The 22281-nt window shown below is 74.2% G+C and carries 20 protein-coding genes; 8 read left to right on the plus strand and 12 right to left on the minus strand.

What is annotated here, in order from left to right; genetic code table 11:
• Window positions 1-1434, plus strand: a complete 1434-nt coding sequence (locus tag ACIBEA_RS08760; RefSeq protein ID WP_399259137.1) for a cobyrinate a,c-diamide synthase — start codon at window positions 1-3, stop codon at window positions 1432-1434.
• A 2-nt stretch (window positions 1435-1436) separates the two neighbouring features.
• On the opposite strand, the gene ACIBEA_RS08765 is transcribed toward ACIBEA_RS08760, so the two are convergent.
• A complete protein-coding gene (locus ACIBEA_RS08765; RefSeq protein ID WP_399259138.1) occupies window positions 1437-2195 on the minus strand; it encodes a ZIP family metal transporter in 759 nt (252 codons plus the stop codon).
• An 80-nt stretch (window positions 2196-2275) separates the two neighbouring features.
• Between ACIBEA_RS08765 and cobC the strand changes: the two genes are divergently transcribed.
• Window positions 2276-3736, plus strand: a complete 1461-nt coding sequence (gene cobC / locus ACIBEA_RS08770) for an Rv2231c family pyridoxal phosphate-dependent protein CobC (protein ID WP_399259139.1) — start codon at window positions 2276-2278, stop codon at window positions 3734-3736.
• Window positions 3737-3857: 121 nt separating this feature from the next.
• Complete coding sequence (locus ACIBEA_RS08775) at window positions 3858-5078, plus strand: CapA family protein (protein WP_399259140.1); 1221 nt, start codon at window positions 3858-3860, stop codon at window positions 5076-5078.
• Window positions 5079-5097: 19 nt separating this feature from the next.
• Here the strand turns inward: ACIBEA_RS08775 and ACIBEA_RS08780 are convergent, their stop codons facing one another.
• Together ACIBEA_RS08780 and ACIBEA_RS08785 are read right to left on the minus strand one after the other, a co-directional pair.
• Window positions 5098-6057 carry an SCO1860 family LAETG-anchored protein gene (locus ACIBEA_RS08780; protein ID WP_399259141.1) on the minus strand — a complete coding sequence of 320 codons (960 nt, stop codon included), beginning with the start codon at window positions 6055-6057 and terminating at the stop codon, window positions 5098-5100.
• A gap of 293 nt (window positions 6058-6350) precedes the next feature.
• Window positions 6351-7445 (minus strand): amidohydrolase family protein, encoded by a 1095-nt coding sequence (locus ACIBEA_RS08785; protein WP_399259142.1) that lies wholly within the window; start codon window positions 7443-7445, stop codon window positions 6351-6353.
• Between the two features lie 64 nt (window positions 7446-7509).
• On the opposite strand from ACIBEA_RS08785, the gene ACIBEA_RS08790 reads away from it, so the two are divergent.
• Entirely contained in the window at window positions 7510-8610 is a 1101-nt protein-coding gene (locus ACIBEA_RS08790) for an aminotransferase class V-fold PLP-dependent enzyme (RefSeq protein ID WP_399259143.1), read from the plus strand.
• Here the strand turns inward: ACIBEA_RS08790 and ACIBEA_RS08795 are convergent.
• From ACIBEA_RS08795 to ACIBEA_RS08830, 8 genes are all read right to left on the minus strand, one after another.
• Window positions 8607-9752 (minus strand): aminotransferase class V-fold PLP-dependent enzyme, encoded by a 1146-nt coding sequence (locus ACIBEA_RS08795; RefSeq protein WP_399259144.1) that lies wholly within the window; start codon window positions 9750-9752, stop codon window positions 8607-8609. The genes ACIBEA_RS08790 and ACIBEA_RS08795 overlap by 4 nt on opposite strands.
• An 81-nt stretch (window positions 9753-9833) precedes the next feature.
• Window positions 9834-10544: a DsbA family oxidoreductase gene (locus tag ACIBEA_RS08800; protein ID WP_399259145.1), complete on the minus strand. Its 711-nt coding sequence runs from the start codon at window positions 10542-10544 to the stop codon at window positions 9834-9836.
• A gap of 91 nt (window positions 10545-10635) precedes the next feature.
• A complete protein-coding gene (locus ACIBEA_RS08805; protein WP_399259146.1) occupies window positions 10636-11169 on the minus strand; it encodes a GNAT family N-acetyltransferase in 534 nt (177 codons plus the stop codon).
• Between the two features lie 88 nt (window positions 11170-11257).
• Window positions 11258-12715, minus strand: a complete 1458-nt coding sequence (locus ACIBEA_RS08810) for a peptidoglycan D,D-transpeptidase FtsI family protein (RefSeq protein WP_399259147.1) — start codon at window positions 12713-12715, stop codon at window positions 11258-11260.
• Window positions 12716-12777: 62 nt separating this feature from the next.
• Window positions 12778-13440 carry a response regulator gene (locus ACIBEA_RS08815; protein WP_399259148.1) on the minus strand — a complete coding sequence of 221 codons (663 nt, stop codon included), beginning with the start codon at window positions 13438-13440 and terminating at the stop codon, window positions 12778-12780.
• Complete coding sequence (locus ACIBEA_RS08820; protein ID WP_399259149.1) at window positions 13437-14840, minus strand: sensor histidine kinase; 1404 nt, start codon at window positions 14838-14840, stop codon at window positions 13437-13439. The genes ACIBEA_RS08815 and ACIBEA_RS08820 overlap by 4 nt, the downstream gene beginning before the upstream one ends.
• Before the next feature lie 47 nt (window positions 14841-14887).
• Complete coding sequence (locus tag ACIBEA_RS08825; protein ID WP_399259150.1) at window positions 14888-15844, minus strand: hypothetical protein; 957 nt, start codon at window positions 15842-15844, stop codon at window positions 14888-14890.
• Between the two features lie 222 nt (window positions 15845-16066).
• Window positions 16067-16930, minus strand: coding sequence for an IclR family transcriptional regulator (locus ACIBEA_RS08830; protein ID WP_399259151.1), 864 nt, complete (start codon window positions 16928-16930; stop codon window positions 16067-16069).
• A gap of 134 nt (window positions 16931-17064) precedes the next feature.
• On the opposite strand from ACIBEA_RS08830, the gene ACIBEA_RS08835 reads away from it, so the two are divergent.
• The 4 genes from ACIBEA_RS08835 to ACIBEA_RS08850 all read left to right on the plus strand — a co-directional run bounded on the left by ACIBEA_RS08835 (window position 17065) and on the right by ACIBEA_RS08850 (window position 20571).
• The gene (locus tag ACIBEA_RS08835) at window positions 17065-18627 is read left to right on the plus strand and encodes an aldehyde dehydrogenase (NADP(+)) (protein WP_399259152.1); all 1563 of its coding nucleotides are present in this window, start codon (window positions 17065-17067) and stop codon (window positions 18625-18627) included.
• Window positions 18628-18751: 124 nt separating this feature from the next.
• Window positions 18752-18973 carry a hypothetical protein gene (locus tag ACIBEA_RS08840; RefSeq protein ID WP_399259153.1) on the plus strand — a complete coding sequence of 74 codons (222 nt, stop codon included), beginning with the start codon at window positions 18752-18754 and terminating at the stop codon, window positions 18971-18973.
• Window positions 18974-19092: 119 nt separating this feature from the next.
• Entirely contained in the window at window positions 19093-20277 is a 1185-nt protein-coding gene (locus ACIBEA_RS08845) for a TerD family protein (RefSeq protein ID WP_399259524.1), read from the plus strand.
• Window positions 20278-20391: 114 nt separating this feature from the next.
• Window positions 20392-20571, plus strand: coding sequence for a hypothetical protein (locus ACIBEA_RS08850; protein ID WP_399259154.1), 180 nt, complete (start codon window positions 20392-20394; stop codon window positions 20569-20571).
• Between the two features lie 146 nt (window positions 20572-20717).
• Here the strand turns inward: ACIBEA_RS08850 and ACIBEA_RS08855 are convergent, their stop codons facing one another.
• Window positions 20718-22157, minus strand: coding sequence for an alkaline phosphatase PhoX (locus ACIBEA_RS08855; protein WP_399259155.1), 1440 nt, complete (start codon window positions 22155-22157; stop codon window positions 20718-20720).
• Between the last annotated feature and the right edge of the window lie 124 nt (window positions 22158-22281).

Here is a 22281-nt window from a genome sequence, read left to right on the forward strand (position 1 = left end):
GTGACCGTCCCGCGCCTGGTGATCGCCGCTCCGTCGTCCGGCAGCGGCAAGACCACCGTCGCGACGGGCCTGATGGCGGCCTTCACGGAGCGCGGCCTCGCCGTGTCCCCGCACAAGGCCGGGCCCGATTACATCGACCCGGGTTACCACGCGCTGGCCACCGGCCGCCCGGGCCGCAACCTGGACTCCTTCATGTCCGGGCCGGAGCTGATCGGTCCGCTGTTCGCGCACGGCTCGGCCGGGTGCGACCTCGCCGTGGTCGAAGGGGTGATGGGCCTCTACGACGGGGCCGCCGGGCGCGGTGAGCTGGCCTCGACCGCGCAGGTCGCCAAGCTGCTGCGGGCGCCGGTGGTGCTCGTGGTGGACGCCTCCTCGCAGTCCCGCTCGGTGGCGGCCCTCGCGCACGGCTTCGCGTCCTTCGACCCGCAGGTGCGGATCGGGGGCGTGATCCTCAACAAGGTCGGCTCCGACCGGCACGAGGTGATGCTGCGGGAGGCGCTGGAGGAGGCCGGGATGCCGGTGCTCGGCGTGCTGCGCCGGGTGCCGCAGGTCGCGGCGCCCTCGCGGCACCTGGGTCTGGTCCCGGTCGCCGAGCGCCGAGCGGACGCGCTGGCCTCGGTGGCCGCGCTGGCCGAGCAGGTGCGGGCGGGGTGCGACCTGGAGGCCCTGATGGCGCTGGCGCGGACCGCGCCGCCGCTGGACTGCGAGGCGTGGGACCCCGCGCGGGTGCCCGAGGGCGAGGCGTGGCACGACCCCGCCGCGGACGCCGGGCGGCGCCCGGTGGTCGCCGTCGCGGGCGGCCCCGCGTTCACGTTCTCCTACGCCGAGCACGCGGAGCTGCTGACCGCGGCCGGTGCGCGGGTCGTCACCTTCGACCCGCTGCGGGACGAGGCCCTGCCGGCGGGCACGGCCGGGCTGGTCATCGGCGGCGGCTTCCCCGAGATGTACGCGCCGGAGCTGTCGGCCAACACGCCGCTGCGCGCCGCGGTGGCCGCGTTCGCCGCGTCGGGGGCCCCGGTGGCCGCCGAGTGCGCCGGGCTGCTCTACCTGGCCGGTTCGCTGGACGGGAAGCCGATGTGCGGGGTGCTGGACGCCGACGCACGGATGTCGGACCGGCTCACCCTCGGCTACCGCGAGGCGGTCGCGATCTCGGACAGCCCGCTGGCGCCGGCCGGGACCCGGCTGCGCGGGCACGAGTTCCACCGCACGGTGATCGACCCCGGCGCGGGCAACGCCCCCGACGGGTCCGGGGCGGCTCCGGCATGGGGGTTCACCCACCCCGAGCGTCGGGTCGAGGGCTTCGTCCGGGGCGGCGTCCACGCGAGTTACCTGCACACCCACTGGGCCGCCCAGCCGTCGGTGGCGTGGCGCTTCGTGGCCGCCGCGCGCGCGGCGGCGGGTTCCGCTTCCGGTTCCGGTTCTGACGCCGGGTGAACTCAGTCCGCGAGGCCGACGACCAGCCAGATGCCCGCCACGCCGCCCACCGTGCACATCAGCGTGGACAGGGCGGGGTGGCGGTGGTGCGCCTCGGGCAGGATCTCGGCGGACGCGAGGTAGAGCAGGATGCCGGCGAAGAAGCCGAGGTATCCCCCGAGCGGTTCCTCCGGAAGGGTGAACAGCAGGGTGGAGGCGGCTCCGACGACCGGGGCCACGGCGTCGGCGAAGAGCATCATCAGGGCCTTGCGGCGGGCGTTCCCGTACAGGCTCGTCAGGGTGTAGGTGTTGAACCCGTCGGCGAAGTCGTGGGTGATCACGGCCAGCGCGACGGCCACCCCCATCCCGCCGCCGACCTGGAAGGCCGCCCCCAGCGCCACCCCGTCGGCGAGGCTGTGGCCGACCATGGCGCCCGCGGCCGTCAGGCCGACCTGGGGGACCCGGGCGCTCTGTTCCCCGTGGCCGGAGCCGTGTCCGGAGCCGTTCTCGGCGCCGTGCGCGGCCTGGCGGACCGCCAGGACCCGCTCCACCACGTGCGCGACGAGGAACCCGGCCACGAAGAGCAGCAGGGCCAGCGGGACGCCGAACACCTCGTGCCCGGCCGCCCTCATCGCCTCGGGCAGCAGGTCCAGGCCCACCACGCCGAGCATCAGTCCACCGGCGAGGCCCAGCACGAGGTGGCGGCGGTCGGTGACGCGTTGCGCCGTCCACCCGCCCGCCAGCGTCATCAGGAACGCGCCCAACGCCACGATCACGGCCATAGGCCCCTGAATACCGACTGCCGGGCCCGCGCGCACCTTCACGCGCGGGGTGGCGGACGACGCAATGTTGACGGCTGACGATGTCGAGGGAGCGAGGACCCCGGGTGGGCGAGCAAGGCGGTTACAGCGGGTACGAACGGGTGGTCGTCGGAGTCGGCGGGCGCTCGGGGGTCACGGCGGAGGAGATCTGCTCCCTGGTCGAGGAGACCCTGCGCGGCGCCGGGCTGGCGGTGGCCGCGGTCACCGCGCTGGCCACGGTCGAGTCGAAGGCCGCCGAGGCGGGGATCTCCGGCGCCGCGGAACGCTTCGGCGTACCGCTGCTGACGTACGGGCCCCAGGAGCTGGAGCGGATCGCGGTCCCGCATCCGAGCGAGGCCGTACGGGCGGCGGCGGCGACCCCCTCGGTGGCCGAGGCGGCGGCGCTGGCGGGCGGCGGTGAGCTGCTCGTGCCCAAGCGGAAGTCGGCGGCGGCCACCTGCGCCGTGGCCCGGGCGGAGGCGCACGACCTGCGCCACCACGGGGACGCGGAGCTGGTGGACGCGCCGGGGCGGTTGGTGGACCTGGCCGTCAACGTCCGGTCGGACACTCCCCCGGCCTGGCTCAAGGAGCGGATCGCCGCCTCGCTGGACACCCTTTCGGCCTATCCGGACGGGCGGGTGGCGCGGGCCGCGGTGGCCGCGCGCCACGGGCTGCCGGTGGAGCGGGTGCTGCTGACGGCCGGTGCGGCGGAGGCCTTCGTGCTGATCGCGCGGGCGCTGGGCGCCGTACGGCCGGTGGTGGTGCACCCGCAGTTCACCGAGCCGGAGGCGGCCCTGCGGGACGCCGGGCACCGGGTGGAGCGGGTGCTGCTGCGGCCGGAGGACGGTTTCCGGCTGGACCCGGCGGCGATACCCGAGGACGCGGACCTCGTGGTCATCGGCAATCCGACCAATCCGACCTCGGTGCTGCACCCGGCGGCGGGGTTGGCCGCGCTGGCCCGGCCGGGGCGGACGCTGGTGGTCGACGAGGCGTTCATGGACGCGGTGCCGGGGGAACGCGAGGCGCTGGCCGGGCGGACGGACGTGCCCGGGCTGGTGGTGCTGCGGAGCCTGACCAAGACGTGGGGGCTGGCGGGGCTGCGGATCGGCTACGTGCTGGCCGAGCCCGCCGTGATCGCCGCGCTGTCGGCGGCGCAGCCGCTGTGGCCGGTGTCGAGCCCTGCACTCGCGGCGGCCGAGGCGTGCGTGGCCCCGGCGGCGCTGGCCGAGGCGGAGGCCGCCGCGCGGCAGATCGAGGTGGACCGGGCTCACCTGTTGGCGGGGCTGGCCGAGTTCGACGAGGTCACGGTGGCCGGGGTGGCGGCCGGGCCCTTCGTACTGATCCGGGTGGACCGGGCACTGGAGGTGCGGGCCCGGCTGCGGGCCCTCGGCTTCGCCGTCCGGCGCGGGGACACCTTCCCCGGGCTGGACCGGTCCTGGCTGCGGCTGGCGGTGCGCGACCGGGCGACGACGGGCCGGCTGCTCCAGGCGCTGGACCACGCGCTGACGCTGACGTCGCCCTGACCGGTTCCGGGCGCCTCCCTCCTCCCGTCTCCCCTCGCCCGGCACGAACGACCGTGCGAGAGTGTGCCGACACGCACGGTGGCCGGGACCGGCCGGCCCGCAGGTTCGGGGGAAGACCAGGATGAGGACGTCCGCGAAGATCACGACGGGGGTGGCCGGACTCGCGCTCGTCGCCGGGGGCGTCTACGCCGTGCCGAGGCTGCTCGACGACGGGGGCCGCCCGGCGGCCGCGCAGCGGCTGGGCGGTGACGCGCCCGAGCCGGTCAGGAGCGGCGCGACCACGCCGCCCGGCGCCCGGCCCTTCACCCTCGTCGCCACGGGCGACATCATCCCGTACCCGTCGATCATCGAGCGCTCGGCCCTCGACGCGGGGGGCGACGGGCACGACTTCCGCAAGATACTCGGGGGCGTCAAGGCCGTCGTGAGCGCCGCGGACATGGCGGTGTGCCACCACGAGATACCGTACGGCGAGCCCGGCGGCCCCTTCACCGGGTACCCGACCTTCAAGGCCCCGCACGAGCTGGCCGACGCGCTCAAGGACACCGGGTACGACAGCTGCTCGACGGCCTCGAACCACACGCTGGACGCCGGATACCCCGGCCTCGCCCGGACCCTGGACCACCTCGACCAGGTCGGCATCAAGCACACGGGCTCGGCCCGCGGCGCGGCGGAGGCCGCCACACCCGTCCTGTTCGAGGCGGGCGGCGCGAAGGTCGCCCAGCTGTCGTACACCTACGGCACGAACGGCATCCCGGTCCCCGAGGGCAAGCCCTGGTCCGTGAACCTCATCGACCAGCAGCGGATCATCGCCGACGCCCGCGCGGCGCGGGCCGCGGGTGCGAACGTGGTGGTGCTCAGCGTGCACTGGGGCACCGAATGGCAGACGGCCCCCGACGAGCAGCAGCTGGAGCTGGCACAGGCGTTGACCGCCTCGCGGACCGAGGCCGGGCCGGACCTCGACCTGATCCTCGGCACCCACAACCACGTGCCGCAGCCGTACGAGAAGGTCAACGGCACGTGGGTGGTCTACGGGATGGGCGACCAGGTCGCCAGCTTCGTGCCGCCGGAGATGAAGCGCGGCAACATGGGCTCGATCCCGCGCTTCACCTTCACCCCGTCGACCGAGCGGCCGGGCCGCTGGGAGGTGACGAGGGCCGAGTTCCTCACCGAGTACTCGGACATGACCCCGCCGTTCCGCGTGGTGTGCGCCGCCTGCGCCGCCTCGGACGCCGCTCTGGGCGCCGCGAAGCGGGCGGAGTACGCGGCCGTCGACCGGCAGGTGACGGAGGCCGTGCTCTCGCGCGGGGCCGGCGAACAGGGCCTGACGCACGCCACCCGCTAGGGGCGCGGCTCGGCTCGGCCTACTGGATCCGGCCGCGGCCCCGGTTGCGGGTCACGACGAGGGCCGCCGCACCCATGCCGAGCAGCAGCAGCGCGCCGCCCGCCACGTACGGGGTGACCGAACCGGCCCCGGTCTCCGCCAGGTTGGCCTGCGCCCCGGCGGACCGGGGCTTGACGTCCGCGACGGCGGCCGGCTTCGCCGAGACCTGCGTCGAGGGCGCGGTGGAGGGTGCCGGCGACGGCGCGATGCCGCCGGGGCCCTCGCAGTGCGCCTCGGCCAGGACCACCTCGCCGGTCACCTGGGCGACGTTGAGGTTGCCGGGGTTCACCGACACCTTGAGCCGCAGGGCGGCGGCCGCGGCGGTGGTCGAGGTGGTCCGCGTACCGGAGAGCTCCATGTCGACCTCGCCCACGCCCGGGACGGAGATCCTGGTCGGGCCGCCCGCGGAGAGGGTGATCCGCTTGCCGAGCGCGGTCACCGTGCCGAGCACGTTGGAGCCGGCCACCGGCTTCTTCCCCGGCTCGCACACGGCCTTCGAGGTGACCTTCTCCACCTCGATCAGGGAGAGCGCGGGCAGTCCGGGGACGTGGACCTTGGCGTGGACCAGGTTCACCTCGGCCCGCGCCCCGGTCTTGTCCGCCGTCGCCTTCGAGGTGGCGACGTCGGCGCGCAGGACGTTCACCGGCTGCCCCTTGTCGACTCCGTCGAGGGTGACGGTCAGGGCAGTCTTCGCGGCGTCGGCGGGCGCGCTGACCTCGTTCAAGGTGGCCGTGAGCGGTACGTCGACGGTCTTGTTGAGCAGGCCCACGTCGAGCCCGGCGCGCAGGACGACGGCGCCGGCCTTGCCGGAGCCGCCCGCGCTGCCCGTGCCCGCGGCTCCGGAGCCGCCCGTGGCGTGGGCGGCGGGTGCGGTGAGCAGGGCGACCGCTCCGGCGGCGAGCAGGGCGGCCGCGGGCATGCGGAAGGTGTTGCTGTTCAAGGTGGTGGAACCCCCAGGGAGGTGGGAGCCGTCGCGCCGCCAATGGGGGACATCGCGCGCCGACGGCCTGGACCCCGGAATCTTTACGCACGGAGAGTGAACGCGTGACGACCTGACGTGAGTTCACCCCAAAGGGTGGTTTCCACGCACATATTCGATTCTGGTGGCACGGGAGTGCGCCTCACACGGCACGGAGGTGCGCCGAAACCTCACGGACCACAGGTTTCGGCCACACCGGCCACAGCTAACGACCGGACGCACGACCGTGTCACGCCCCGGTCAACTCCGCGCGCTCAGCCCCGGATCCGCCCCGCCAGCACCACCCGACGCGGATCGGCCAGCACGGACACGTCCGCCCGCGGGTCCTCGCCGTAGACCACCAGGTCCGCCCGGGCGCCCTCCTCCAGACCGGGCCGCCCCAGCCACGCACGGGCCCCCCACGTCGTCGCCGACAGCGCGGCCGACGCCGGGATCCCGGCCTTCACCAGCTCGGCCACCTCGGCGGCGACCAGCCCGTGGGGCAGCGAACCGCCCGCGTCCGTACCGACGTAGACCGGCACGCCCGCGTCGTACGCCGAGCGCACCGTGTCGTAGCGCCGCTCGTGCAGCCGCCGCAAATGGGCCGACCAGCGGGGGAACTTGGCCTCGCCGCCCGTCGCCAGCTTCGGGAAGGTCGCGATGTTCACCAGCGTCGGTACGATCGCCACCCCCCGCTCGGCGAAGAGCGGAATGGTGTCCTCGGTCAGGCCGGTGGCGTGCTCGACGCAGTCGATGCCCGCCTCCACGAGGTCGCGCAGCGAATCCTCGGCGAAGCAATGGGCGGTCACCCGGGCCCCCAGGCGGTGCGCCTCGGCGATCGCCGCCTCGACCTCGGCGCGCGGCCAACAGGCCGTCAGGTCTCCCACCTCGCGGTCGATCCAGTCGCCGACCAGCTTCACCCAGCCGTCGCCGCGCCGGGCCTCGCGGCCGACGTACTCGACGAGGTCGGCGGGCTCGATCTCGTGCGCGTAGTTGCGGATGTAGCGACGGGTACGGGCGATGTGCCGGCCGGCGCGGATCACCTCGGGCAGGTCCTCGCGCCCGTCGATCCAGCGGGTGTCGGAGGGCGAACCGGCGTCCCGGATCAGCAGGGTGCCCGCCTCCCGGTCGGCCAGTGCCTGCTTCTCGCTGGTCGCGTCGTCGACCGGACCGTGGGCGTCCAGGCCCACGTGGCAGTGCGCGTCGACCAGCCCCGGCAGCACCCAACCGGTCACGGTGGTGACCTCGTGCGCGCCCGCCCCGGCGCGCGGGCGCTCGTACGAGATCCGGCCACCGACGACCCACAACTCGTCGCGGACCTCGTCCGGTCCGACGAGCACCCGCCCCTTCACGTGCAGCACATCGCTCATGGCCGCACTGTAGCCACCCGCTCGGTACGCTCTGTCCGTACCCTCGAACGAAGAGAGCACCTCGGTGACCAGCACTGCGCCCCACCCCCTCCTTGACCTGCCGCCGCTGACCGCGGAGCGGTTCGCGTCGATCGAACGGGGGGTCGCGGACCTCCTCTCCACCCGCCAGGACGTGGTGATCACCCAGGGCGAGGCGCTGCTCCCGCTGGAGGGCTGCATCCGCTCCGGCGCGCGGCCCGGTTCGACGGCGCTGAACATCGTGACGGGCCCGTACGGGACCACCTTCGGCAACTGGCTGCGGGACTGCGGCGCGACGGTGGTGGACCTGACCGTGCCCTTCGACACCGCCGTGAGCGCGGCACAGGTCGCCCGGGCGCTGGCCGCGCACCCGGAGATCGACTTCGTCTCGCTGGTGCACGCGGAAGCGGCGACCGGGAACACCAACCCGGTCGCGGAGATCGGCGAGGTCGTCCGGGCGCACGGCGCGCTGTTCATGCTCGACGCGGTGGCGTCGGTGGGCGCGGAGCCGCTGCTGCCGGACGCGTGGGGCGTGGACCTGTGCGTGATCGGGGCGCAGAAGGCGATGGGCGGCCCGGCCGGTGTGTCGGCCGTCTCGGTCTCGCAGCGCGCGTGGGAACGGTTCGCCGGGAACGCGTCGGCGCCGCGCCGCTCCTACCTCTCCCTCCTGGACTGGAAGGAGCGCTGGATCGACGGCGGGCGCAGGACGCTGCTGCACGCTCCCGCACAGCTGGAAATGCTCGCGCTGGAGGCCTGCCTGGCCCGGATCGCCGAAGAGGGCCCGGCGGCCCTGATGGCCCGCCACGCGGCGGCCGCGGCGGCGACCCGGGCGGGAGCGGCCGAGTTGGGCGTGGCGCCGTACGTCGTCGACGCGGCGGACGCGGCCCCGGTGGCCACCACCCTGCGCGTGCCGGAGGCCTCGGCGGTGGTGGCGCGGGCCCTCGCGGCCGACCCCGCGGCCCCGCTGGCCGCGGGCGGCGGCGCGCTGGCCCAGGAGATGGTCCGGGTCAACCACTACGGCCCGGCGGCCGCGCTCCCCGCGGTGCACGCCTCGCTGGCGGCCCTGGCCGCGGCCCTGTCCGTGCCGCCGACCGCCGCCCTGGCCGCGGCCACCGTGGCCTGGGACAAGGCCGTCGCGGTCGTTTAGTCGCCGAGGGCGTCCAGCGCGCGGTCCACGTCCGCCTCCGTGTTGTACAGGTGGAAGGAGGCCCGGAGGGCGCCCGCGCGGGCGGCCGTCGGGATGCCCGCCGCCAGCAGCGCGGGCTGGCGGTCGGCCAGGCCCGGGACCGAGACGATCGGGGCGCGGCCCGGGACGGGCTCGTGGCCGAGGTCGGCGAGGCCGGCCCGGAAGCGGTCGGCCAGCGCCGTGTCGTGGGCGTGCACCGCCTCGATGCCGACCCTTTCCAGCAGGGCCAGCGACGGCTCGGCCGCGTGGTAGGCGAGGAAGGCCGGGGACTCGTCGAACCGCCGCGCGTCCTCGGCCAGTTCGACCATCGGCCCGTAGAAGGAGTCGCGCCCGGGGCGGGCGGCCGTCCACCCCGCGTGCAGCGGCACCAGCGTCTCCTGCGCCTCCTCGGAGACCGTCAGGTACGAGACCCCGCGCGAGGCGAGCAGCCACTTGAACCCGGCGGTCACGGTGTAGTCGTAGGGCGTCGCGTCGAAGGGCAGCCAGCCGATCGTCTGCGAGGCGTCCACCAGCATCCGCGCCCCGTGCGCGGCAGTGGCCGCACGGATCGCCGCGAGGTCGGCCGTCCGCCCGTCCGCGGACTGTACGGCGCTCAGCGCGACCAGCGCGGTCCGCGCGCGGACGGCTTCGGCGACCGACTCCAGGGGGACGAAGCGCAGCGCCAGGTCCCCCCGCACCACGAAGGGGTTCATCACCGAGGCGAAGTCGTCCTCGACACAGAGGACCTCGGCCCCGGCGGGCAGCGCGGCGGCGACCAGACCGACGTGGGTGGCCACGGCCGAACCGAGGGCCACCCGCGAGGGCGCGACCCCGGCCAGGCGCGCGAAGCCCTCGCGCACCCGGCCGGCGATGGCGAGGTCCCCGAAACCGGCCGGATCCCCGGCCCCCGCCGCGTCCGCCATGGCGTGCACGGCCGCCACCGCGGCGCGCGGGAAGACGCCGCAGGTGGCGGTGTCGAGGTAGGCGGTGGTGTGCCCGAACTCTGCACGGGCCACGGCGACGAGCGCCGCCCGCGCGGCCGCCGCCGCATCGGCTGCGGTCGGGGTCGCCGCTTCGGCGGGGCTCACATCGGCAGGGGTCTCTTCAGTACCGGGAAGATCCATGGGACCCACTCTGCTTCAGCAACGACCCCCCGTCCATGACCGGTTCGGCCGGATGGCACGGGGTCGGGGCGGGCTCGGACTTCAGACCCGGTCCGGCACCGCGCACGCGCCGTCCGGCTCGCAGGCGGGCGCCTCGGGCGAGGTGTCGACGCTCTCGCGCCCGGCCCACGCCTGCTCCAGCGCCTGGGTGAAGACCTCGGCGGGCTGCCCGCCGGAGACCCCGAAGCGGCGGTCCAGGACGAAGAACGGCACGGCGTTCGCGCCCAGTTCGGCCGCCTCCCGCTCGTCGGCGCGCACGGCGTCGGCGTAGGCGGTGGCGTCGGCGAGCACCGCGGCCGCCTCCGCCTCGTCCAGCCCGGCCTCGACGGCGAGCACCAGCAGGGTCACGGAGTCGAAGACGGACCGCTCCTCGGCGAAGTTGGCCCGGTAGGCGAGGTCCAGCAGCTCGTCCTGGCGGCCGCGGGCGGCGGCCAGGTGCAGGAGGCGGTGGATGTCGAAGGTGTTGCCGTGGTCGCGGCCCTCGGTGCGGTACTCCAGCCCCTCGGCGCGCGCACTGGCCGCCACGTGCTCCTCCATGCCGCGCGCCTCGTCGAGGGTGCGGCCGTACTTCTTGGCCAGCATCTCCACGACGGGGGCGACGGCGCCCTTGGCGCTGTTCGGGTCGAGCTCGAAGGAGCGGTGGACCACCTCGACCTCGTCGCGGTGCGCGAAGGCGGCCAGCCCCTTCTCGAAACGGGCCTTGCCTATGTAGCACCAGGGGCAGGCGATGTCGCTCCAGATCTCGACGCGCATGATCCTTCTTCTCTCCGGGTCCGGGGTGGGCTCTGGGGCGCGCAGGGGTCCCCTCCGTCGTCCCAGGGGCACAACGCCCACCCCGCGTCCCTCATTCCCCGACCGTCAGCCAGAGGACGTGGTGGGATCCGGCGCGCGGGGCGAGCGGGTCGGGGCGCCAACCGTGGGCCGCGTAGAAGGCCTGGGCCCGCAGGTTGTGCTCGTAGACCTCCAGTCGGACCCGCGGCACGCCCGCCCGGCGCCAGCGCTCCAGGCAGGCGGCGTGCAGGGCGGTGCCGGTGCCGCGGCGCCAGTGGGCGGGGTCCACGTGCAGCTGGGTGAGCGTGGTCTCACCGGCCACGGTCCGGAAGGCGGCGACCCCGGTCAGCTCGCCGTCCTGCTCGGCGCAGAGCACCCCGCCGGTCTCCCCGGCACCGCCGCTGGTGCCGCTGGCACCCTTGCCGTCGCCGCCGCCGCTGCCGTCGCTGCGGGCGACGGCGTGCGACCAGCCCTCGCGGCTGCGGGCCAGCTCGTCCTCGCCCGCGTAGGCGTTCTCGGGGATCCGGTCGCGGTAGTAGGTGGCGCGGGCGCGGCTGTGCAGGGCGGCGATCGCGTCGAGATCGGCGGGGAGTGCGGTCCTGATCATGGGAGAGAGAACGCGCCGGGGACCTCGCGGGTTCCCGGCGCGTTCGTACTCCCGTACGTCGATCGTGACGTCGACGGTCGGGCGGTGGCTACTTCTTGAGCCACGCCGCCATCATCTTCTGGGCCACGGGCGCGGCCAGCTTCCCGCCGCCGATCTCGTCCCGCTCCGTGTCCGAGCCCTCGACGACGACGGCCACCACGATCTGCTTGCCGCCCGTCTTGCCGTACGAGGTGAACCAGGCGAGCGGGTTGAGGCTGTTCTTGACACCGCGCTGGGCGGTACCGGTCTTGCCGCCGACCTCGGCGCCGGAGACCTGCGCGGGCTTGCCGCCGCCGTCGGAGACCACGGTCCGCATCGCGTCGCGGATCATCGAGGCCGTCTTCTCGCTCATGACCTGCTTGGACTTCGGGTCCTTGAAGCTCTCCAGGACGTTGCCGCTGGAGTCGGTGACCTCGGAGACCACGTGCGGGGCGACCAGCTTGCCGCCGTTCTCGATCGCCGCCGTCACCATCGCCATCTGGAGCGGGGTGGCCTGGACGTCGAACTGGCCGATGCCCGTCTGCGCGACCTGGTCCTTGGACATCTTCTTCGACGGGTACTTGCTCGTCGGAGTGGTCCCGATCGGGATCTTGGCGTCCGTGTTGAAGCCGAGCTTCTCCGCCATCGCCCGCATCTTGTCCTGGCCGAGCCGGTGGGCCAGCTCCGCGAAGACGTTGTTGCAGGACTTCTTGAGACCGTCGCGCAGGGTCACGTTGTTGCAGCCCGGCGTCGGGACCTCGCTCTGCAGCGGGGTCGTGGTACCGGGGATCGTGTAGGGGTCCGGGATGCCGGTGGGCGTGTCGATCGAGCTGAACAGCCCGTTCTCCAGCGCCGCGGCCAGCGTGACCAGCTTGAAGGTGGATCCGGGGGCCTGGGGCTTGCGCAGCGCCGTGTTCAGCATGGGCGCGCCCAGGTTCTCCGAGAGCTTCACCCAGGCCGCCTCGGCGTCCTTGCCGCTGCCGGTGATGCTGCCCGGGTCGTAGGTCGGATTGTTCACGACGCCGAGGATCTCGCCGGAGTCCGGGTCGATCGCGACGGCGGCGCCCTGCTTGCCCTGGAGCGCGTCGAAGCCGGCCTTCTGGACGTCCTTGTCGATCGTCGTCAGGACGTTCCCGGGGTCGGCCCGCTTGTTCGTGAGGATGTCCATGAACGACTTCAGCCGGTTGTCCGAGCCGTTCAGGATGTTCTTGTAGATCCCCTCCAACATGGTGGAGGTGTACACCTGCGAGGTGTGGCCGGTGATCGGCGCGTACAGCGGGCCGTCGGTGTAGGTCCGCTTGTACCCGAAGTCCTTGCTCCCCTCGGTCTTCACCGAGCCGGTGATCGCCTCACCGCCCACGATGATGTTGCCCAGCGGGTTCGCGTACTGCCCGATGAGGTTCCGCCGGTTGTTCTTGTCGTCTGCGAGCGCCTGGCCTTGGTACGCCTGCACCCATGTGACCCGCACCAGCAGGGCAAGCACCAGAAGCAGACAGAAGACCGACGCACGCCTGATCGTCTTGTTCATCTCTGAAAAGGACGCACCAGCGGTCCCGGGCGTTCCACTGTGCCCCGATTGTGGCGGGGTTCTCAGCTTTTCTTCATGAGGAAGCCTCCTTCGTAGGCGGCGATGACCGCCTGGGTCCGGTCCCGGGAGCCGGTCTTGGCCAGGACCGCCCCGACATGGGTCTTCACCGTCTGCGGGCCGACGCCGAGCCGCTCACCTATCTCGTGGTTGGACAGCCCGCTCGCCATCAGGCGCAGCACGTCCGCCTCGCGCTCGGTCAGCCGCTTGGCCCAGGCGGCGACGGCGGCCGGCCCCGGGTCGTGGGCGGCGGCCAGCGCGCGGACCGCTGCCGGGAAGAGCAGCGAATCGCCGCGGGCGACCAGCCGGACCGCGCCGATCAGCTCCTCGGCATGGGCGCGCTTGAGCAGGAACCCGGCGGCGCCCGCACGCAGCGCGTCGTACACGTACGAGTCGTTCTCGAAGGTGGTGACCACCAGAATCCGGGGCGGCTCCGCCATGGTGGCGAGGATCTGCTCGGTGGCCCGGATGCCGTCGATCTCGGGCATCCGGACGTCCATGAGGACCACGTCGGGGGCCGCGGCCCGGACCAGGGAGACGGCCTCGGCGCCGGAGGCCGCCTCGCCCACCACTTCCAGGTCCGGCTCGGCGTCGAGGATGGCCCGCAGGGCGGTGCGGACCATCCGCTCGTCGTCCGCGACCACGATGCGCAGCGGCGGGCGGTTCACCGGGCGCCACCGCCCAGCGGCAGGACGGCGCGCAGTCGCCACTGCCCGCCCAGCTCGCCCGCCTCCACGACCCCGCCGAGCAGCACCGCCCGCTCGGCGGCGCCGCGCAGTCCCAGGCCCCCACCGGTCCGGCGCTCGCGCCCGGTGTCCTCGGCCAAGGGGTTCGTCATGATCAACTCCAGTTCGCGGGATCCGTCGTGTACGTCGTCACCGCCGCGCGGGCGGCCGGGCTCATGGACGCGCGGCCGGTGGACGCGCAGCCGGAGGTCGACCGGGCCGCCGCCGTGCCGCAGCGCGTTGCTGAGCCCCTCCTGGACGATCCGGTACGCCTCCCGGGAGACGATCGCGGGCAGCTGCCCCCAGTCGCCCACGGGTCCCGGATCCTGGCGGGCCGTGATCCGGACGCCCCCCGCCCGGCTGCGGGCCAGCAGCCCCTCCAGGTCGGCGGCCAGGGTCGGCGCGGGCGCCGCGCCGGGCCGCTCGCCCACCCCGTCGCCCTCCCGCAGCAGGCCGAGGACCGCGTCCAGCTCCCCCACCGTGCGCCGGGTGGTGTCCTCGATCGCGGCCAGCGCCTCGCGGACGAACTCCAGGTCCGTCTCCAGCACCCGCCGGGCCGCCCCCGCCTGGAGGGTGACCGCGCTGAGCGCGTGCCCCACCGCGTCGTGCAGTTCCCGGGCCAGTCGGTTGCGCACGGCCAGGTCGGCCGCCCGCTCCTCGGCCGCGGCCAGCCGGTCCGCGCCGGTCGGCCCGAGCAGTACGGGCGCCAGCCGGGCCAGCAGCGCTCCGGCCCCCGCCGCGCAGAGCGCCAGCGCGCCGAGCACGGCGACCCCGAGCAGCGGGGCGACGTACGCCCCGGCCCCGGTGGCGGCCCAGCCGAGTCCCTGCGGGGTGGTGTCGGCCAGCAGGGTCACGAACGGCAGGACGACCAGCATCACCCCCATCGGCGGAACCGCGAGGGTCATCCCGCTCACCACCGCCCCGAGCCCCAGGTGCAGGGTCCACCACGCCGAGGCCCGGCCCCGCGCCGCCCAGGACCGCCCGGGCCCCTGTGCCAACAGCTCCCCCGGCACCCCGCACAGGGCCCGGACCGCGGCCACCGACATCGGCCTGGTCAGGGGGAACACCCCGCTGACGGCCACCAGAGGCAGCGCCGCCGCATAGGAGATCAGCGTCAGCGGGAACGAGTCGAGCGCGTTGACCCCGCCGCCGGAGGCCCCCACCACCACCTCGGCCAGCAGGAAGTACGGCATCAACAACGCCCCACCGAGCACCAGGTGCACCCAGCGCAGCCCCGCCTTCGCCAGCCCGGCCCGGGTCAGCCCGGACCGTTTCAGCCGCCACCCGCCGGGCCGCGCTCCGACGGGTCCCACCGCGCGCGACCGCCCCGTACCCAGCCCCATCCCGCTCCCCCGCCCTGGTCGGCCCCGCACCCGCGCGCCGGTCGGCCTCACATCGGCCGGTCCGCTCGGCGCGCCATGCGGTGAGCCATGAGGTCCGCTATACGGTGCGCCATGAGGAACCGCGTGATCACGGCGACCCCGAGCAGCCCGGTGATCATCTGGCCAGCGTAGGTGAGCCAGTTGCTGCTCGTGGCCCCCGCACCCTCGAACTCCCCTCCCAGCGCGGCGATCGCGAGCCACGCCCCCCAGCTGAGCGCCGCCGCCGACCCGGTCCACGCGACGGCCAGCGGCCACCTCATCCCGCCCCGGCCCCAGCTCCGGCCCCGCGCCAGCGACACCGCCCCCAGGCCGGCACCGAGCGCGCACGCCGCGTGGATCACCGACACCACGGTCCAGTCCGCGGTGCGCTCGGCCCGCTGGAGCGCGGACAGTCCGGCCGAGCCCCCGAACCCCCAATACAGATACGTCGCGCCCACCACCAGGCCGGCCACCGCCGCGGCTCCCGCCACCACCCCCGTGGGCGACGGGAGCCGCTGACCCGGCACGCCCTGCCACCGGTGTCCCCAGCGCTGCCGCGCGTAGGGCACGAACAATCCGGCGAGGGCGAGTCCTTGAACGATGAAGCCGCCGTAGACGAGGTCGAACACCCACGGTTCGAGGAAGGGTTTGCGGACGGCCCGCGCCGCGGCCGTGTCCGTCTCCACCCCCAGCGCCCGTATGAGCAACTGCCCCGGGTACCCGGTGAGGATGGGCGTCAGCAACCCGGTGGCGACGAAGGCGGGGACGATCAGCGACCAGCCCGGCACCCGCAGCCCCCAGGGCCGGGTGAGCACGAGCGCGAGCACGATGACGCACGCGTCCATCGCCACCGTGACGGAATTGGCCACGACGAAGAAGGGCCCGGGATCCAGCAGCACGCTCCCTTCCGGTATCCCGATCCTGCTCCCACCCAGCCAGGCGGCTTTGAGCACCAGGTACGGCACGGTGGCGACAAGGGCCGCCACCCGCAGGGCCCTTCGGACGGTCCCCAACGCGGGGGCCACAGCCCTCGTGTCGACAGCCCTCGTGTCCACGCCTCTCGTGTCCACAGCCCTCGTGTCCACGCCTCTCGTGTCCACGCCTCTCGCTTGCACGGCTCTCGTGTTCATGGCTCAACGGTCCCGTCCCGGCCGCCCCGCCGCCTCCCCCGCGAAGGTGATCCGTCTCCCCCGCCCGGGGGAGACGGATCACATCCGGCGCGTCACGACCGTCAACCGGTCCCGCGCCTCGAACAGCGCCGCCTTGATCGCCCGTTCGTGCCCCGGCGTCAGTCGTGCCACCGGCACCGAGCAGCTCACCGCGTCCCGCGCCGGGGTGCGGTACGGCACGGCCACCCCGAAGCAGCACAGCCCCAGCGTGTTCTCCTCCCGGTCCACCGCGTACCCCTGCTCGCGCACCAGCGCCAGCTCCTCGATCAGCACCTCCCGGTCCGTGATCGTGTGCTGCGTGACGGCCTGCAACCGCTCCGGCAGCAGCCGCCGCACCTCCTCGTCCGTGTGCGTGGCCAGCAGCGCCTTGCCGAGCGCGGTCGAGTGCACGGGCAGCCGCCGACCGACCCGGGTGAAGGGCCGCAGGTAGTGCTGGGACTGCCGGGTGGCGAGGTAGACCACGCTCGTCTCGTCCAGCCGGGCCAGGTGGATGGTCTCGGTGGTCCCGTCCGAGAGCCGGTCCAGGGCCGGCCGGGCGGCCGCGACCACCTCGTCCCCGTCGATGTACGAACTGCCGACCAGCAGCGCCCGTACGCCGATCCCGTACCGGGTCCCCTGGGCGTCCGTCTCCACCCACCCCATGCCCACCAGCGTGCGCAGCAGCATGTAAAGGCTGGACTTGGGCAGTGCGAGGTCGTGCTGGATGTCCGCCAGGCTGTGCAGCCCGGGCCGCGCCGCGAAGTGCTCCAGCAACTGCACCGTCCGCACCGCGGACTTCACCGGAGCACCCAGCGCGCCCGGTGTGCCAGGTACACCCGGTGCACCCGGCTCGCCCAACGCACCCAACGCACCCGGCGCACCCGGCGCACCCGGTGCCTCGACCCCCGACTCGGCTGTCGTCATGCGCGTTCTCGCCCCTCTGCCTTGTCAACCCCGAAGACACGGAAATAGAGTCCACAGCGGATGTGATCATTCATCCACCGGAACGGCGTTCAGAATACTGAACGATCCCTCTCCAGCCCAGGAGGCATTGCGTCATGGCAGGAACACCAGTCTGGAGTGTGGACCCCCGTACCGGGAAGCAGCGCGAGCAGGTTGCGGTCGAGGCCACCCCGAGCGAGGTGGACCGGGCCGTGCGCGCGGCGGACGCCGCCCGCGGCGCACTCGCCGACCGCGCCGCCCGCATCGTCTTCCTGCGCGCCGCCGCCGATCTGCTGGACGCCTCCGCCGCGCACGTCGTCGAGGCGGCCGACGCCGAGACGGCGCTCGGCCCCGGCCGCCTCACCGGCGAGCTGGGCCGGACGACGTACCAGCTGCGGGCGGTCGCCGACGCCGTCGAGGACGGTGCGTACCTCGACGTCCGGATCGACCGCGCCGACCCCGCGCTCGCCCCGCCCCGCCCCGATCTGCGCCGCTACAAGGTGCCGCTCGGCGTGGTCGCGGTCTATGCCGCCTCCAACTTCCCGCTCGCCTTCTCCGTCCCGGGCGGCGACACCGCCAGCGCGCTCGGCGCGGGCTGCCCCGTCGTGGTCAAGGTCCACCCCGACCACCCGGCCACCTCCGAGCTGTGCGCCTCGCTGCTGCGCCGCGCCGCCGAGGACAGCGGGCTGCCGGCGGACGTCGTGTCCGTCGTCCACGGCTTCGACGCGGGCCTGGAGCTGATCCGTCACCCGCTCGTCGCGGCGGCCGGGTTCACCGGGTCCATCCGTGGCGGCCGGGCCCTGTTCGACGCGGCCGCCGCCCGCCCGGTCCCCATCCCCTTCCACGGCGAGCTCGGCTCCCTCAACCCCGTCGTGGTCACGCCCGCGGCGGCCGCCGAGCGCGCCGAGGAGATCGGCGCCGGGCTGGCGGGCTCGGTGACGCTCGGCGTCGGCCAGTTCTGCGTCAAGCCCGGGCTGGTGCTCGTACCCGAAGGAGCGGACGGCGACCGGCTCACCGGTGCGCTCGCCAAGGCGCTCGGGGAGACCGAGCCGGGGGTCCTGCTCGACCACCGGATGCGGGACGGCTTCGTCACCGGGGTCGGCGAGCGGGCGGCGCTGCCCGGGGTCGTCGCCCCGGTCACGCCCGGCGCCGGCGGCGAGCACACGGTCGGCGCGGGCTACCTGACCCTCGCCGCGCGCGGCCTGCTGGCCGATCCGCGGGCGTACGGGACGCTGCTGGAGGAGTGCTTCGGCCCGGTCACCGTCGTCGTGCGGTACGCCGACCAGGTCGAGGCGTCCGCCGTACTGGCCCTGCTCCCCGGCAACCTCACGGCCACCCTCCAGCTGTCGGCCGCGGAGTGCGCCGGCAACGGCGCCACGCCCGCACCCACGCCTGTCCCCGCCCCCGCGGAGCAGCTGATCGGGCTGGTCACGCGGCTGGCCGGGCGGGTCGTGGTGAACGCCTGGCCGACCGGGGTCGCGGTGGCGCCGGCCCAGCACCACGGCGGCCCGTACCCGGCCGCGACCTCGCACTCCACCTCCGTCGGCGGGACCGCGATCGAGCGGTGGCTGCGCCCGGTGGCCTACCAGTCGGTGCCGGACCCCTTGCTCCCCCCGGAGCTGCGCGAGGCCAACCCGCTGGGACTGCCCCGCCTGGTGACGGGTACCCCTACGACCTGACGGGCCCCGGTACGGCCTGACGGACTCCGGTACGGCCTGACGGGCTCCGGTACGGCCTGACGGGCCCGGCCGCCCCGGCCAAATGCGGTTGCCCGCCCCGCCCCCCGCGGGGCAGGCTGCCGCCATGCCGAGACCCCACGGATTCACGTACGCGCAGCACCACGACGGCACGGTCGTCATCACCCACCAGGGCCGCGAGGCGAGCACGCTGCGCGGGTCCCGGGCGGAGAAGTTCCTGGCCGAGGTGGAGTCGGGGGACGCCCAGCTGGTCATGGCCCGCTGGACCGGCGCGTACAAGTTCGGCAACGAGCGGATGGCGAAGAACCACCCCCGCAACCGTCGGTAGCCGCGCCACCGTACCGCCACCGAACCGCCACCGAACCGCCATCGGCAGCCGTCCGGGGAAGGGACCCGCGGGTAAGGGAACGGCAAAGGGCCTTCGGTCGTTCTCCGGGCATGACCGCTATGACCCCTGGTTCGAACCTGCCGCTCAATGCCGTCCGCGTGACGGTGGATGTGGCTGCTCCGGTACGGCTGGACGTATCCGGGCTCCTGCTCGCCGCGGACGGCAAGGTGCGCTCCGACGCCGACTTCATCTTCTACAACCAGCCCGCCGGCCCCGGTGTCACCTACCGGTCCGGCGGCGGTTCGGCGCCGGACTCGATCACCGTGGACACCTCCGCGGTCCCGCCCGGCATCGAGCGCATCGTGGTGACGGCCAGCCCCGACGCCGCCGGGCAGAGCTTCCAGGGCGTCGAGCCCACCGCCACCGTGCGCAACGCCGACGGCGGCGCGGTGATCGCCAGCTTCACCCCGCCGCAGTTGGGCACCGAGACCGCGCTCGTCGTCGTCGAGGTCTACCTGCGGGGCGGCGTGTGGAAGGTCCGCGCCGTCGGCCAGGGCTACGCCAACGGGCTCGCCGGAATCGCCACCGACTTCGGCGTCTCCGTGGACGAGGAGCCCGCCGCCCCGGCCCCCGCGCCCGTCCCCGCGGCCGCCTTCCCCCCGGCGCCGCCCGCGCCGCCCGTCGCCCCGCCCGTGGCCCAGCCCGCCGCGCCCGCCCCCGGCGCCGGGAAGGTCAACCTCGACAAGGGCCGGGTCAGCCTCCAGAAGAACCAGACCGTCTCCCTGGTCAAGGGCGGTCGCCCGCTGCTCTCCCAGGTCAAGATGGGCCTCGGCTGGGAGCCCGCGTACGGCGGCCGGGACATCGACCTCGACGCCTCGGTCATCGCGTACGGCCCGCAGCGCAACCACATCGACAGCTGCTACTTCGGCAAGCTCTCGATCCTGGGCGGCGCCATCAAGCACTCCGGCGACAACCTGACCGGTGAGGGCGCCGGGGACGACGAGGTCATCGTCGTGGACCTCGGCCGCATCCCCGCCGAGGCCACCGGTCTCGTCTTCACCGTGAATTCCTTCTCGGGCCAGAAGTTCAGCGAGGTCGCCAAGGCGTACTGCCGGCTCATCGACGCGGCCAGCGGCGAGGAGCTCGTCCGCTTCGACCTCACCGGTGCCGAGCCGCAGACCGGCGTGATGATGGCCAAGCTGATCAAGCAGTTCTCCGGCGAGTGGGAGATGACGGCCATCGGAGAGTTTGTGAAGTCCCGCACAGTGCGCGGCATGGTCAAGCCCGCCGCCCAGGCGCTCTGACGCAGGTGGGCGGGGACTGACCGCTCCGCGCGCAGGGCCCGGGGTGACCCATGCCACCCCCGGCTCTCCTTAATCCGGAGGTTGTTGTCAGTGCCCGCCCGTAGCCTTGACCCCATGTACAAGACACTCCCGACCGCGGGTCCCGCCCGCCCGTCCGCCTCCGAGGCGAACGAGGCGATACGGCACCTCGTCGAGACCGGGGTGGACAGCGAGTGGCCCTCCGAGGCGTATGAGTTCCTCCTCGGCGAATGGGCCGCGGGAAGCCGCGCGGAAGTCGGCTCCGCGGCCCTGTAGGTCACCCGCCGCTCCCCCGGTCCCGGCGACGGCGCCCTGCCCACCGCCAGCACCGGCACCGGCACCGGCACCGGCACCGGCCCAGTCGACCCCGTTCGGCCCCGTTCCGGCCCCGGTCCGACCCCCGCCGTCGGCCCCTCCCCGCGTCAGTGCTTGCGCCGCCACGGCCCGGTGACGGCCAGCATGATGCCCGGATCCTGGATGTTGGCGAAGAGGGTCCGCCCGTCCGGGGAGAAGCAGACGCCCGTGAACTCCGAGTACTCGGGCTCCGCCGCGGTACCGATGTTCAGCTCGTTGCGCGCCAGCGGGTAGGTGCGCCCCTCATCCGTCGCCCCGAAGAGGTGCTGGAGGCCGCTGCCGTCCTCCGCGATGATCAGGCCGCCGTACGGCGAGACCGTGATGTTGTCGGGGCCGTCCAGGCCGCCCTCCGCCGCCGGGTCGGCGTTCACCCCGAGGATCACGACCAGCTTCATCGTGCGCCGCTTCGGGTCGTAGAACCACACCTGTCCGTCGTGCGCCGCGCCCGGGCTCTCCGTGCGGGCGTAGGAGGAGACGAAGTACGTCCCCCCGTCGGCCCACCACATGCCCTCCAACTTCCGTGCCCGGGTCACCGCGCCCGTCGCGAACTGCTTGCGCACCGAGAGCGTGCGCGCGTCGCGGTCGGTGACCTCCGCCCAGTCCACCCCGTACACGGTCCCGACCTTGGTGGCGCGCGAGAGGTCGTCCACGAACTGCCCGGCCTTGTCGAAGCACTTGGCCGCCGCCAGCACGCCCGCGTCGGCCGCCAGCGTGCGCAGCCTGCCGCGCCCGTGCCGGAAGCCCTGGGGCGGGGTCCAGCGGTACAGCAGCCCGTTGGGGCCCGAGGCGTCCTCGGTCAGGTAGGCGTGGCCGCTGCGCGGGTCGATCACCACGGCCTCGTGGGCGTAGCGGCCGAAGGCCTTCACCGGGCGCGGGTCGCGGTTGGCCCGCCGGTCGTGCGGGTCGACCTCGAAGACGTAGCCGTGGTCCTTGGTCATCCCGTTCTTGCCCGCCAGGTCCTCGGTCTCCTCGCAGGTCAGCCAGGTGTCCCAGGGGGTGGCCCCGCCCGCGCAGTTGGTCGACGTACCGGCGACGCCGACCCATTCGGCGACCTCGCCGCCGCGCCGGACCTCGACGACCGTGCACCCGCCGGCCGCCGCGGGGTCGTAGACGAGGCCCTCGGTCAACGGGACGGGGTGGGGCCAGTCGGCCCGCTTGCCCTTCAGCTCGTGGTTGTTGACCAGCAGGGTGACCCCGCGGTGGCCCTCGAAGGCGGCCGTGCCGTCGTGGTTGGACGGGGTGCTCTCCCCGGAGTCCAGCTTCGTCACGCCGGTGCGGGTGATCACGCGGTACGAGAACCCGGCCGGTAGGGCCAGCAGTCCGGCCGGGTCCGGGACGAGCGGGCCGTATCCGGGCCGTCCCGGGCGGCCGCGCTCGTCCTGGCGGTCGGTGTCGTCGGCGGCGAGGGCTCCCGGGGCGGTGGCGAGGGCTCCGACCGTACCGGTGAGCGCGACGCCCGCTCCGGCGAGGACGGTGCGGGTGGTGAAGTCTCTACGGCTGAGCGGCATGGGGTCTCCAGGCTCGGGAGTGGGCTCGAATCGTGCGGTCCGCGAGGCCAGAATTCCGCCCCCGCGTGAACGGCGGCTGACTTCCCCGCCAAGAGGAGTGGTCCCCTTGTCCGCCGCCGATTGG

It is taken from the genome of Streptomyces sp. NPDC051555 (genome assembly GCF_044454405.1).
Lineage (GTDB): Bacteria > Actinomycetota > Actinomycetes > Streptomycetales > Streptomycetaceae > Streptomyces.